The following is a 13,641-nucleotide window of genomic DNA, read 5'->3' on the forward strand; positions in this document are numbered from 1 at the left end:
CCGCCTCGCGAAAGTGTCCGGTCAGGCGACCGGAACGATGTTCACGACCTTGCGGCCACGGTGGGTGCCGAACTGCACCGCACCGGCCTGCAGCGCGAACAGCGTGTCGTCGCCACCACGGCCGACGCCGGCGCCCGGGTGGAAGTGGGTGCCACGCTGACGGACCAGGATCTCACCCGCGTTGACGGCCTGACCGCCGAAGCGCTTCACGCCGAGCCGCTGGGCATTCGAGTCGCGACCGTTCCGGGTGGACGATGCGCCCTTCTTGTGTGCCATGTCTCCTCAGTCCCTTACTTCGCAGCCGCGGGGATCTCAGTGACCTTGATCGCCGTGTACTGCTGGCGGTGGCCCTGACGACGGCGGTAGCCGGTCTTGTTCTTGTAGCGCAGAATGTCGATCTTCTGGCCCTTGTGGTGGTCCACGACCTCGGCCTGGACCTTGATGCCGGCCAGCACCCACGGGTCGCTGGTCACAGCGTCGCCGTCGACGACGAGCAGGGTCGAGAGCTCGACCGTGTCGCCGACCTGGGCGGTGGAAATCTTGTCAACCTCAACGATGTCGCCGACAGCAACCTTGTGCTGGCGACCACCGCTGCGCACGATGGCGTACACGCGGATCTCACTCTCTCGCTCGGAACGGCACCCCCGCAGTCCAGCCACCCGGTGACACACGGACAGCCTCTCCCGGCCGGGGCCCACGAGGGCCCGCATCCGGAAGGAAAGAGGTTTACGGGGATGTGACGTGTCAGTCGACACGCCGACGATCCAGGTTACGGGGCCCGGCCAGAGCGGTCAAACCGGGTCAGCCGCAGGGGACGTACTGGCCATCGGCCGTCGCGGCGGTCACCCTGGTGAGCGTGAGCTCCACCGTGGCGCTGCTGGTGCGCCAACAGTTGCCCACCTGCACCGTGGGCGCGTAGCACCCCGCGGTCCTCCCCTCCGCGAGGTTGGTGGGCGCACACCAGACGTCACCACCGAGCTGGGACTCGAAGATCACTCTTCCCTTGCTGAGGTACTGGTCGGACGTCCCCGCGTTCTGGACGACGAGCACCGCCTGCGCCCCGCCGGAGCTGTTGGTCACGATGCATGCCTTGAGCTTGATGTGTGACCTGTCGTTGTGGCCTATGTACGCTCCGCAGCTCCAGTTCGAGTTCGTGGAGACAGGCTTCCACTTCACGGTGTCGCTGGCCTGGGCCGGTGAGGCGGAGAACAGGACGATCGCCAGTAGGGCGGTCAGCAGAGCGGACAGGTTGCGGCGCGTCAGCGCACCCTTCTCGATGGTCATGATCATGAGGTTTATACGGGGGTACGTCACCCGTCCGCCCTTTGGATTATTTGGCCGCCTGTGGATGGGCTTTGGCCAAAACCGACCTGCTCGACACCGGAGACGGGCGGCCTGCCCACCCCCCGTATGCTCGGCAGCCGTAGCGGGACAGTGGACGGAAGGCGAACAAGAGTGAACTACAGGGTCCAGCCCAGTGCGCAGGTGGACGCGAGTGCCGAGATAGGGACGGGCAGCAGCGTCTGGGACCTCGCGCAGATCCGCGAGCAGGCCCGCCTGGGCGAGGGCTGCGTCGTGGGGCGCGGCGCCTACATCGGCACCGGCGTGCGCATGGGCGACAACGTCAAGGTGCAGAACTACGCCCTGGTGTACGAGCCGGCCGAGCTGGGCGACGGCGTCTTCGTCGGTCCTGCCGCCGTGTTCACCAACGACCACAACCCCCGTTCCGTCGACCCGGAGGGCCGGCAGAAGCGGGGCGGCGACTGGGAGGCCGTCGGCGTCACGGTGGCCGAGGGGGCGTCCGTCGGGGCCCGGTCGGTGTGCGTCGCCCCGGTCCGCGTGGGCCGCTGGGCCATGGTCGCCGCCGGTGCGGTCGTGACCAAGGACGTGCCCGACTTCGCCCTGGTGATGGGCGTGCCGGCGCGGCAGACCGGCTGGGTGGGGCGCGCCGGGCACAAGCTCGTGCAGAAGGAGTCCGGGGTGTGGCAGTGCCCGGAGTCCGGCGCGCTGTACGACGAGACGGACGGCGTCCTCACCGAGCGCGACGCCTGACGCGCGCGGACGTACATGAGCGGCCCGTGGCCCGCGGAGATTCCTCCCGCGGGCCACGGGCCGCTTGGCGTCGCCCCTCGGGGCGCACGATCCGCCGACGTCAGCCGATCCCGAAGACCCGGTCGAACTCTCCCCGGACCACCGGCCAGTCCCACGTGGCCAGGGCGTGCTTCTCACTCGCCCGGCAGTGCTGCGACCACGTCTCCTCGTCGGCGGTGACGGCCAGGATCCGGTCCGCGGCCGCCTCCGGGGTGCTCACCACCCAGTCCGCCGGGTACAGCGTCGAGGCACCGTGCTTCTTCCCGGCGAAGAAGGGCCAGTCGCGGACCACGGGGACCGCCCCGCTGGCGGCTCCCTCCATCACACCGACGTGGCAGCCCTCACGCACCGAGCTGCTGAGGATGACACCGACGTCCCGGAGGTTGCCGGGCACGTCACTGGTGGCACCGCGGCGCTCCACGGCGCCCTGCGCCTCCAGCGGGATCACCTTGCTCCGGAAGTTGCGCTCGTAGGTGCCCGCCGCCTTGCTGGCCTTGCCGTTCATGTCGCCGCCGATCAGCACCAGCCGGTACCGCTCGTCGCGGCGGCGCAGCTCCCTGATGACCCTCAGCGCCCACAGCGGGTCCTTCGCGACCTGCCCGATGCCCACCATGCCCACGGTGAAGCGGGCGTCGGCGCTCTTCGGGAGGGCGAAGCCCGCGAGGTCCATGCCGTTGTCGACGATGTGCGTGCGCGGCGCGTGCGGCCCGGTGAGCGCCGGGACGGAGTCCAGGGCCAGGTCCCGGACGTGGTCCGCGACGAAGATCAGGTCGTCGACGCGGGAGAAGTCCGTCAGCCGGGGCCAGTGGGAGAACGCCTCGTAGCTGTGCAGCCGCACCACGATGCGGGCGGTGCCCGGGTCCACCGAGGTGAACAGGGCCGCCGCCGCGGCACACCAGTCGATGAAGACCGTGTCGGCCCAGTCGAGGTGCGGGCGCAGATGCTGCTCGGTGGTGAAGCCGTACATGGCGTCACCCCCGAGGCGGTACGCCATGAGCCGGCGGCGGTCGCCCGCGAGCCGCTTGATGCCGGGATGGTCGGTGATGTCGAGGAACCGCAGCTCGACGTCCGGGTTGGATGCGTAGTGGTCCCTGATCAGACCGAGGAAGTTGTCGTTGCCGTCCGTCACGACCAGCAGGCGGCGGGGCCTGCCGGGCTCCGGCTCCGCCACCGGCCGCGCCCGGCCTCGATCCCCCGCCACGGCGGACGCGGCCGTCGACGCGGCGGTCAGCCGGGCGAACTCCGCCGCGCGCGTGGTCAGCGGGCTCTTGCGCTGATCGATGTGGGCCACCCGGTGGAAGGCCGTGGCCAGGGCGTGGTTGACGAACTCCGCCGCGCCCTCCGGGTCCTGTGCCTCGTACAGGTGATCGGCGTGGGCCAGGTCCGCCTCCGCCGAGGCCAGCAGGGTGGCCGGCGTGGAGCCGTTCGCCAGCGCGCGCCGCGTCGCCACCCGCAGCACCTCGGCGCGTGCCCGGGTGTCGCGCAGTCTGCTCGCCGTCGCGGACGCGGTCGCCAGCGCCGCCTGGTTGCGCTTCGCGCCGAACAGCCCCAGCACCAGGTTGCGGGTCATGTCGACCCTGGTCTTCTCGCTGAGCGGCAGCAGCGGTACGCGCCGGGCCAGGGCCGAGCCGACCCTGCTGCCCAGCAGCTTCTCGTTGCCCAGGAGCAGAGCGAGGTCCGAGGACCGCTCTTCGTCCTGCCTGCCGTCCGGCTCGCTGCGCTGCTGCTCGGCGACCGGCGGCCGGGCCGTGCCGTCGCGCAGCGCCCGCGCCGTTCGCTGCGCCGCGGCGAAGCCCACGCAGGCGTGCGCCGCCGGGTTGAGCCGGGCCAGTTCCCAGGCGCTGTAGTAGGCCTTGCCGTCGACCGCGACGATCACGTCGGCGGCCTTGGCCAGGCGCAGTACGTCCTGGTCGGCGCCCACGTAGGCCCAGAAGCGTTCGTGCGGGTGGACCTCCAGCGCGTGCGCCCGGGCCCGCCAGTCCAGGTTGGCGCCGTCCGTCGCCACCCGCCGCACGGTGTCCAGTCCCCAGTCGGCGTCGATGGCGCGCTCGGAGAAGGTGCCGACGAGGTGAACGCGCGCATCGCCCTGCTTCAGCTCGGCGACGAACGCGGAGAGGGTCTCGGTGCTGGGCGTGCGCCCCACCACGACGAGCACGTCCATCACGATTCCACCTTCTCCTTGGTCCCGGAAGCGGCTCCCGTGACCAGTTCCGTCAGAGCCCGCACCGCGGGCCGCATGAGGGACCCGCGCTCATAGGCCTTGCCGTGCGCTCGGGCGGCGCTGCGCTGCCGGTCGGTGGCCGAGACGGCGAGGTGGGCGGCACGGCAGAAGGACTCCGTCAGCTTCTCGACGTCGAGCCCGTGGGCACCGGTCCACAGGGGGTGACCGTCCAGGAGGTAGGACGCGTCGTGCTCCCGTTCGTGCATGGACACGATCGGCAGGCCGGTGCTCATGTACTCGTAGACCTTGCCGGAGGTCATGTGCCGGCCGCCGAGAATGACCAGCACCAGGGCGTCCCAGCCGCCGTAGACCTCGGACACCTGCGCCTTGGGTACCGGGCCGTCGACCACGACCCCGTCGTCGGCGGCCTGGCGCAGCAGCTCCATGTGCTTGTTGGCCCCGCGGTTGGCGCCGACCCCGATGTGTCCGCGCACCTCCAGCCGGGCCGAGGCGACCAGCGGGTCACGCAGCCGTGCGGCCTTCCAGGCCTCCAGGACCTTCTCCAGCAGCCGTACCGAGAAGCTGATCGTGCCCAGGTGACCGAAGACGAGGGGTGCGTCGGCCGGCCGCTGCCGGACCGGCAGGTCCACGCTGTCGGCGTCGTAGCCGTTGCGTACGACGTGCACGCGGTCGCGGTGCTCGGGGTAGCGGTTGCGGTAGTGCTCGGCGATGGGGTCGTTGACGCACCAGAAGGACACGGCGTCGGCGATGACCCGCTGTTCCCACTTGCCCGCTTCGGTGTCCCGGGGGAAGGCCTCCACGTCGTCCACGACGTCGACGGACCAGCCGTCCCGGAAGTCCACCGCGTAGGGGACGCCGCACTCCTCGTACAGGCGCCGGATGGCGGCCAGTTGCACGTAGGGGACACAGCTGGCCAGGGAGAGCGTCACCGGGTTCTCGCGGTGGACGCGCAGCGCGGTCTCTTCGAGGTCGTACCGCCAGCCGCCGAAGACGGGGTCGGGGAAGACCGCGGACGCCTGCTCCCGCATGGTGGTGTGCCACAGCTGCGGGTCGACGGCCCGTTCCCGCGAGAACCGGCGCAGGTCGGTCTCCAGGTCGTCGCGGGACAGCGGCAGCTTCAGAATGTCGATCCGGGGATCGACGGACTCCATGAGCGTCTCGTCGATGCCACAGTCGCCCAGCCATCCCTCGTCCTCGATGGTGACGACGGTGACGCGCCATCCCAGCGACACGAACTGGTTGGCCGTCTCCCGCATGCGGAACACACAGCTCTTGGCCGCGGGCGGGAAACCGATGGCGAAATACAGCAGGTGGGGGCGGTCGTCGGCCGCCTCGGGTCTGGGTTCAGCGGTTGACAAGAGAGCTTCCTCGGCTGGAGATGTGACGCGTTGGGCGAGTGACCGTGCCGCTTGGTGTCAGCCCCCGATGACCACCCGCCGCACACCTTCCCAGCGGGCCGGGTCCGTGGTGCGGCGGCCGTCGACGAGGACGCGTACGTCGGGCAGGTCGGTTGCGGACAGCTCGCGGTACTCGGCGTGGTCGGCCTGGAGGATCGCGGCGGTCACGGTCTGGCCCTCGTGCGGGGGCAGGCCGTGCGCCGTCAGCTCCTCGGCGGTGTACATCGGGTCCGAGACGTAGGGCACCGCACCGCGCTCGCGCAGTGCCTCCACCGTCCCGTAGACGCCGGAGAACGCGGTCTCCTTCACACCGCCGCGGTAAGCGGCGCCCAGCACCAGGACGTTGACGCCGGTCAGGTCGTCGTGGGCGGCCGCGAGGAGGTCCACGGCGTACGCCGGCATCGCGGCGTTGGCCTCGCGCGCGGCGCGGACCACGGTGGCCTGCGGGTCGTTCCACAGGTACATCCGCGGGTAGATCGGGATGCAGTGGCCGCCGACGGCGATGCCGGGCTGGTGGATGTGGCTGTACGGCTGGCTGTTGCAGGCCTCGATGACCTTCTTGACGTCGATGCCCGCGGTGTCCGCGAAGCGCGCGAACTGGTTGGCCAGGCCGATGTTGACGTCCCGGTAGGTGGTCTCCGCGAGCTTGGCCATCTCGGACGCCTCCGAAGTGCCGAGGTCCCACACGCCGTTGGGCCGCGGCAGGTCGTCACGCTCGTCGAAGTCCAGGACCTTCTCGTAGAAGTCCACGCCGCGCCGCGTGGACGCCTCGTCGATGCCACCGACCAGCTTCGGGTAGCGCCGCAGGTCGGCGAAGACCCGGCCGGTGAGGACCCGCTCCGGGGAGAACACCAGGTGGAAGTCCTCACCCGCGGTCAGGCCCGAGCCCTCGGCCAGCATCGGTGCCCAGCGGTCCCGGGTCGTGCCGACGGGCAGCGTGGTCTCGTACGACACCAGCGTGCCCGGCTTCAGGCCCTGTGCGATGGCCTTGGTCGCCGCGTCCATCCAGCCGAAGTCGGGGATGCCCTCGGCGTCCACGAACAGCGGCACGACCACGACGACGGCCTCGGACCGGGACACCGCGTCGGCCGTGTCGGTGGTCGCGGAGAGCAGGCCCTGGTCGACGGCGTTCTTGAGCCGGACGTCGAGATCGTGCTCACCGGGGAACGGCTCGGTGCCGGCGTTGACCAGGTCGACGACCTTCTCGTTGACGTCGGCGCCGATCACCCGGTGCCCCTGGGAGGCGAACTGCACGGCGAGCGGCAGGCCGATCTTCCCGAGGGCGACTACGCAGATGTTCATGGACGGGGGTGCCTCTTTCTCGGGGCGGTCTGCGGGACCGGGACGCGGGACCCGGACAGGTAACGATGTCGGCCGGTCAGGCGCCGGACGGCACTGCGTCGGCGGCCGTGTCCAGCCGCACGGTGGCACCGCTCGCCGCGGACTCGAGCACGGCCGCGGCCACCTCGACGGTCCGCAGGCCCTCACGCAGCGTGGAGATCTCGTGCGAGACGCCGAGCACCGCGTCCCGGAAGAACTCGTGCTCGACCAGGAGCGGCTCCCGCTTGGGGATCGCGTAACGGATCATGTCGCCCTCGGCGACGCCGCGAAATGCCTGCAGAGCCTCCCACTCGGTGGCGACGGCCGCGTTGGAGTGGAAGGTCAGGTCCGCAGTGAGCGTGTCGGCGATGAAGCAGCCCCGCTCGCCGGTGACCGAGGTGAACCGCTCCTTGAGCGGGCTCAGCCAGTTGACCAGGTGGTTGACCATGGTGCCGTCGGAGAGCTGCCCGACGGCGGCGACCATGTCCTCGTGCGGACGGCCGCTCTTGGACACGGTGTGCGCGGAGATCGACACGTACGGTGTGCCGGTGACCCACGCGGTCAGGTCGATGTCGTGCGTGGCCAGGTCCTTGACGACACCGACGTCGGCTATGCGGTGCGGGAAGGGGCCCTGACGCCGGGTCACGACCTGGAAGACCTCGCCCAGTTCGCCGGCCTCCAGGCGCGCCCGCAGGTTCTGCAGCGCCGGGTTGTACCGCTCGATGTGCCCGACACCGGCCACCAGACCCCGGCTCTCGAACGCCTCGACCAGGCGCCGCGCGCCGTCGACGGTGTCCGCCACCGGCTTCTCGACCAGCGCGTGCACCCCCGCCTCGGCCAGCCGCAGGCCGACCTCCTCGTGAAGCGCGGTCGGGCAGGCCACCACGGTGTAGTCGACGCCCTGCGCGATGAGCTGCTCGACGGACTCCAGCACCGGTGTGCCGCGCGCGACGCCGAACTTGTCGCCCATCGGGTCGACCACGGCGACCAGTTCCACGCCGTCCAGTTCGGACAGGACTCTGCAGTGGTGACGGCCCATCGACCCGAGGCCGACCAGGCCGGCCCGCAGTTTCGCCTTGCTCACAGCGCTTCTCCCAGGGTGTTCACCGCGTCCACGATGCGGGCCAGGTCCGCGTCGGTCAGCGACGGGTGGACCGGCAGCGAGACCACCTGGGCGGCGGCCCGCTCGGTCTCCGGCAGGTCCCAGGTACGGCCGGCCTTCCGGTCCGGCTCCCAGTACGGCTTGAGTCGGTGGATGGGGGTGGGGTAGTAGACGGCGTTGCCCACGCCGGCGGCCGTGAGCCGCTCCTGCACCGCGTCCCGGTCCATCCCCTCCGGGACGCGCACGGTGTACTGGTGATAGACGTGACGCGCGCCCTCGGCGACCGGGGGGGTGACCAGGGCGGTGAGACGCTCGTCGAAGTGGGCGGCGTTGGCGCGGCGGCGGTCCGTCCACCCCGCCAGCCGGCCGAGCTGGACCCGGCCGATGGCGGCGGCCACGTCCGTCATCCGCATGTTGGCGCCGACGATCTCGTTCGCGTAGCGCTGTTCCATGCCCTGGTTGCGCAGCAGCCGCAGAGTGCGGGCCAGTTGGGCGTCGGCGGTAGTGATCATGCCGCCTTCGAGGGCGTGCATGTTCTTGGTCGGATAGAAACTGAACGTTCCCGCGGTCCCGAACGCGCCGACCGGAGTGCCGTTCAGCTCGGCGGCGTGTGCCTGGCAGGCGTCCTCGACGACGGCGAGGCCGTGCTTCTCGGCGATCGGAGTCAGGCCGTCCATGGCCGCCGGGTGCCCATACAGGTGGACCGGCATGATGGCAGCGGTCCGCGGCGTCACGGCGGCCGCGACGGCCGCCGGGTCCAGGCAGAAGCTGCCCGGTTCTATGTCCGCGAAGACCACGTCCGCTCCGACCAACCGTACGGCGTTGGCGGAGGCGGCGAAGGAGAAGGAGGGCACGATGACCTCGTCCCCCGGGCCGATGCCCAGGGCCATGAGCGTCAGGTGCAGCGCGGACGTGCCGGAGTTGACGGCGACGCTGTGCCGTCCGTCCACCAGTTGGGAGAACTCTTCCTCGAAGGCCGCCACCTCCGGTCCCTGCACGACCCTGCCGCTGCGCAGCACACGCACAGCGGCCTCGATCTCCTCTTCGTCGATCACCGGCCGGGCGGCCGGGATGGACTCAGGGGTGTCGGTCATCGACATCCTCCACTTCAGCGGCCCGTCGGCGCTCGCCCTGTACGGATGGGAGAACGGAAGCCGTCACGGTGTGACGCATCCGTTTTCTTCCCCACGGATCGTCCGAACTTGGTGACGGCGAACAGCTCCCCCAAGAGGTCCCCCGGATGTCCTGCGCGACAGGAGCCGCCACGAGCCCCACATGCCTCGGGGTGCTCATCGGCCACCGTCGTCGACCTACCCGTCATCAGCAGCCGATCCACCGAAGAGATTAGCAGGAGGTGCACGTGTGTTCCCCTCCGTGTCACCTCCGGTCAACTTTCACGGCCGCCGGTCGCACGGCACCGACAAAACGGCGCGGGTTCCGATGGGTACCGGAACCCGCGCCGTGTCTGTGCTTCCGTGTGCCGCCGTCAGCTCTCGGTGGCGGCCGTGACCGACGACGGCGCCTGCTGGGCGGCCGCCGCGGTCTTCTTCGACGCCGTCTTCTTGGCCGTGGCCTTCTTGGCGGTCGTCGTCTTGGCCGCCTTCTTGGCGGTGGCCTTCTTCGCGGTCGTCGTCTTCTTGGCCGCGGTCTTCTTGGTGGCGGCCTTCTTCGCCGTCGCCTTCTTGGCCGTCTTGCGGGCCGCCGCCTTCTTGGCCGGGGCGGCCTCCTCGGCCTCGGGCTGTACGTCCGGTGCCTCCTCCGCCGGGGCGGACGGGACGACCACGACGGCCGCCTCCTCGGACGCGGTGGACGTGGTGGGCTTGCGCACCGCGCGGCGCCGCGGACGGGCCGGGGCGGCGCTCTCGGCCGGCTCGGCGGCGGCCGGGGCCGCCTCCGGCGCCTGCTCGGGCTCCGGCGCGGACCGCTCGGACACCGTGGTGGCCTCCGGGACCGTCAGTACGGCGGCCTCGGCACCCTCGGGCGAACCGGCCGGCGCGGACACCTTCCGGGTGGCCCGACGGCGCGTACGGCCCTTGGGCGCGGCCTCCTCCGGCGCGGGCGCCGCGGTCTCGGCCACAGCGGCCGGGGCGGGGGCGCCGGAGACGGCGTCCTCGACGGCGGCGGGCTCGGCCAGCACCTCGGCGGCGGGCTCGCGCCGCACGGGACGCTCGACCTCCTCCCGCACCGTGACGTCCTGCGCGGTCGGCGCCCCGGCAGGCGCGGCCTCCGCCTGCGCGGACTCGGCCCTCGCCTCGCCCTTCGCCGCCCTGGGCGCACCCGCCGGGGCGGACGCCCTACGGCTCGCGCGACGCCGGCCGCGACCGCGCGTGGCGGCCGCCTCGGCCTCGGCGGCGCTGCTGTACAGCTCCTCGTCCGCGCTGAAGTCGGGCGCCGGGAGGGCGACCGGCTCGGCCACCTCGGCGGCCACCTCGGTCTCGGACTCGGTGTCCGCCTCCTGCTCCGGCGTCGGCCCGGTCTCGACCCCGGCGACGGCCTCGTGCTCGTGCTCGTGCGGCTGGTCGGCCCCGGCCCGCGCCCGCTTGCGGCGCTTGCCACCGCCGCCACCGGCCGACGACGGCTGGTCGAGGTGGACGATGACACCGCGGCCGTTGCAGTGGACGCAGGTCTCCGAGAACGACTCCAGCAGGCCCTGGCCGACCCGCTTGCGGGTCATCTGGACCAGGCCCAGCGAGGTCACCTCGGCGACCTGGTGCTTGGTCCGGTCCCGGCCCAGGCACTCCAGCAGACGCCGCAGCACCAGGTCCCGGTTGGACTCGAGCACCATGTCGATGAAGTCGATGACGATGATGCCGCCGAGGTCGCGCAGCCTGAGCTGGCGCACGATCTCCTCGGCCGCCTCCAGGTTGTTCCTGGTGACCGTCTCCTCGAGGTTGCCGCCCTGACCGGTGAACTTGCCGGTGTTGACGTCGACGACGATCATCGCCTCGGTCCGGTCGATCACCAGCGACCCGCCGCTGGGCAGCCAGACCTTGCGGTCCAGCGCCTTGGCGAGCTGCTCGTCGATCCGGTACGTGGCGAAGACGTCGACCTCGCTGGTCCACCTGGACAGCCGCTCGGCGAGGTCCGGCGCCACGTGGGACACGTAGCCGTGGATGGTCTGCCAGGCCTCGTCACCGCTGACGACGACCTTGGAGAAGTCCTCGTTGAAGATGTCGCGCACGACCCGGACGGTCATGTCCGGCTCGCCGTAGAGCAGCGAGGGCGCGTTCGAGCTGCCGCCGCTCTTCGCCTTCTTCTGGATGTCCTCCCACTGCGCCTGGAGCCGCTCGACGTCGCGGCGCAGTTCGTCCTCGCTGGCACCCTCGGCGGCGGTGCGCACGATGACGCCCGCGTCCTCGGGGACGATCTTCTTCAGGATCGACTTCAGCCGGGACCGCTCGGTGTCGGGCAGCTTGCGGCTGATGCCGGTCATCGAGCCCTCGGGCACGTAGACCAGGTAGCGGCCGGGCAGCGAGACCTGGCTGGTCAGGCGGGCGCCCTTGTGGCCGATCGGGTCCTTGGTGACCTGCACCAGCACCGGCTGGCCGGACTTGAGGGCGGACTCGATGCGCCGCGGGCCGTTCGCCATGCCCAGCGCCTCGAAGTTGACCTCACCGGCGTACAGGACGGCGTTGCGGCCCTTGCCGATGTCGATGAAGGCGGCCTCCATCGACGGCAGCACGTTCTGCACCTTGCCGAGGTAGACGTTGCCGACGTACGAGGTGGCCTGCTCCTTGTTGACGTAGTGCTCGACGAGCACCCCGTCCTCCAGGACGCCGATCTGGGTGCGCTCGCCGTGCTGACGCACGACCATCACGCGCTCGACGGCCTCGCGGCGGGCCAGGAACTCGGCCTCGGTGATGATCGGCACCCGCCGGCGGCCCTGCTCGCGGCCCTCCCGGCGACGCTGCTTCTTGGCCTCCAGACGGGTCGAGCCCTTGATGGACTGCACCTCGTCGGACGGCTCGCTCTTCTCCCGCGCCGGCCGCGGCTCGCGCACCTTGACGACGGTGCGCTCGGGGTCGTCGGTGGCGGAGTCGGCGTCGCCCGAGCCGTCCCCGGCCCGACGGCGACGGCGACGACGGCGCCGGCTGCTGCTGGAACCGCCGCTCTCGCCGGCCGCCTCCTCGCTCTCCTCGGCGTCCTCGTCCGCCTGCTCGGCGGTGTCCGACGCATCCTGATCGGCCTGGTCGGCGCCGATGTCCTCGGCCTCGCCGTCGGTCAGGTCGCCGTCGGCGGAGTCACCCCGGCGACGGCGACGGCCGCCCCGGCGGCGACGACGCCGCGAACCGGACTCCTCGTAGCCGTCGGCGTCGTCGTGCTCGTCGCCCGCCTCGTCGGCCTCGGCCTCGGACTCGCTCCCGGCGTCGGCCTGGGCAGCCTGGTCCTGGTCTTGTCCCCGGGCCTCGCCCGCGGGCTCGTTCTCGGTGACGGCGGCCGTGGCCCGCTCCTCGGCGGCCTCCTCTGCGGCGGCACCCCGGCGCTTGCGGCGTCGGCGGGAGACGGCGGACTGCTCCTCCGGAGCGGCCTCCACGCTCTCCTCGACCGGCTTCACCGGCTCGGCACCGGCCGCCTCGGCGGCGGCCTCGGCCGCGGCCCGCTCGGGCGTCTGGAACTGCGGCTCGGCGAACACCGGCGCCTGGAACACGGCGACCGCGGGACGCGACGGGCGCTTGGGCGCCTCCGCCTCGTCGGACGCCGCGGCGGCGGTCTGCGCCGGGGCGGCGAAACCGGTGGCGGCCTTGCGGGTGGACCGGCGGCGCGCACGACGCGGCGCGGCGTCCTCACCCGACTCGGCGGCCTCCGCGGCCTCCGCAACCTCTGCGGCCTTGGCGGGCGCGGCAGTGTCCGCGGCCTTCGCCGGCTCGGGGGCCGCGGCGGCCTCCGTCTCGCTCGCCTCGGCCGGGACGGACACGCGGCGCGTGGCACGGCGACGGGTCCGGCCCTTGGGCGCGGCGCTCTCGGCCTCGGTCTCCGCGTCTTCCGTCTCGGCCTCGGCCTCGGCGGGCTCAGGGACCACGACGGTGACGGGCTCGGTCACGGTCGGCTCGGCGGCCGTCGGCTCGCTGGCCGAAGTCACGCTGCGCGTGGCACGACGGCGGGTACGCCCCTTGGGCGCGGCACTCTCGGTGGTCTCAACGGGCTCCGTGGTCTCCTCGGCCGGCGCCGGCGACTCGGCGGCGGGGGCCGCGGACACGACGGTCTCGGCCGCCTCCGCCGCCTCGGGGGCCCCGGCGGGCGCGGAGGCACGACGTACCGCACGGCGCCGCGGCCGGGCGGGAGCCGCGGGCTCCGGCGCCGGTTCGGAGGCCTCGGCCACCTCGGCGGGGGCCGGCTCGGCCGGCGCGACGGTCTCCGCCGGCGCCTCGGAACCGCCGGACGGCGGACCCGCCGGGCGGGACGCGGCCCTGCGCCGACGACGCGGCGGCAGGGTGTCGCTGGGGGTGTTCGACTCGGAGTCCGTCGTGGTCGAGGACTCAGTGGATTCGGTCGGTTCGAGCATGCGGGGGTTTCTCCCGTCAGGCTCCCGGGCGCCGCGCCTGGTCCGG

General features: G+C 72.1%; 10 protein-coding genes. 1 reads left to right on the forward strand and 9 read right to left on the reverse strand.

The window, feature by feature from the left end; all coding sequences use genetic code 11:
• Positions 1-21: 21 nt before the first annotated feature.
• From rpmA to C4J65_RS09915, 3 genes are all read right to left on the reverse strand, one after another.
• Positions 22-276 carry a 50S ribosomal protein L27 gene (gene rpmA, locus C4J65_RS09905; protein WP_003976205.1) on the reverse strand — a complete coding sequence of 85 codons (255 nt, stop codon included), beginning with the start codon at positions 274-276 and terminating at the stop codon, positions 22-24.
• Positions 277-290: 14 nt separating this feature from the next.
• Positions 291-611, reverse strand: coding sequence for a 50S ribosomal protein L21 (gene rplU / locus C4J65_RS09910; RefSeq protein WP_007449531.1), 321 nt, complete (start codon positions 609-611; stop codon positions 291-293).
• 190 nt (positions 612-801) lie between these two features.
• Positions 802-1,284, reverse strand: coding sequence for a hypothetical protein (locus C4J65_RS09915; protein ID WP_162833111.1), 483 nt, complete (start codon positions 1,282-1,284; stop codon positions 802-804).
• A 171-nt stretch (positions 1,285-1,455) separates the two neighbouring features.
• On the opposite strand from C4J65_RS09915, the gene C4J65_RS09920 reads away from it, so the two are divergent.
• The gene (locus tag C4J65_RS09920; protein WP_115742083.1) at positions 1,456-2,052 is read left to right on the forward strand and encodes an acyltransferase; all 597 of its coding nucleotides are present in this window, start codon (positions 1,456-1,458) and stop codon (positions 2,050-2,052) included.
• Between the two features lie 100 nt (positions 2,053-2,152).
• Here the strand turns inward: C4J65_RS09920 and C4J65_RS09925 are convergent, their stop codons facing one another.
• The 6 genes from C4J65_RS09925 to C4J65_RS09950 all read right to left on the reverse strand — a co-directional run bounded on the left by C4J65_RS09925 (position 2,153) and on the right by C4J65_RS09950 (position 13,595).
• Positions 2,153-4,252 carry a glycosyltransferase family 1 protein gene (locus C4J65_RS09925; protein WP_240330394.1) on the reverse strand — a complete coding sequence of 700 codons (2,100 nt, stop codon included), beginning with the start codon at positions 4,250-4,252 and terminating at the stop codon, positions 2,153-2,155.
• On the reverse strand, positions 4,252-5,631 hold the full coding sequence (locus C4J65_RS09930) for a glycosyl transferase (RefSeq protein ID WP_115742085.1): 1,380 nt from the start codon (positions 5,629-5,631) through the stop codon (positions 4,252-4,254). Before C4J65_RS09930 ends, C4J65_RS09925 begins: the two co-directional genes overlap by 1 nt.
• Before the next feature lie 57 nt (positions 5,632-5,688).
• Positions 5,689-6,972, reverse strand: coding sequence for a nucleotide sugar dehydrogenase (locus tag C4J65_RS09935; protein ID WP_115742086.1), 1,284 nt, complete (start codon positions 6,970-6,972; stop codon positions 5,689-5,691).
• Between the two features lie 76 nt (positions 6,973-7,048).
• Positions 7,049-8,074: a Gfo/Idh/MocA family oxidoreductase gene (locus C4J65_RS09940; protein ID WP_115742087.1), complete on the reverse strand. Its 1,026-nt coding sequence runs from the start codon at positions 8,072-8,074 to the stop codon at positions 7,049-7,051.
• Positions 8,071-9,186, reverse strand: a complete 1,116-nt coding sequence (locus tag C4J65_RS09945; RefSeq protein ID WP_115742088.1) for a DegT/DnrJ/EryC1/StrS family aminotransferase — start codon at positions 9,184-9,186, stop codon at positions 8,071-8,073. The genes C4J65_RS09940 and C4J65_RS09945 overlap by 4 nt, the downstream gene beginning before the upstream one ends.
• A gap of 392 nt (positions 9,187-9,578) precedes the next feature.
• Positions 9,579-13,595 carry an Rne/Rng family ribonuclease gene (locus C4J65_RS09950; protein WP_115742089.1) on the reverse strand — a complete coding sequence of 1,339 codons (4,017 nt, stop codon included), beginning with the start codon at positions 13,593-13,595 and terminating at the stop codon, positions 9,579-9,581.
• Between the last annotated feature and the right edge of the window lie 46 nt (positions 13,596-13,641).

Source organism: Streptomyces sp. CB09001 (genome assembly GCF_003369795.1).
Taxonomy (GTDB): Bacteria; Actinomycetota; Actinomycetes; order Streptomycetales; family Streptomycetaceae; genus Streptomyces.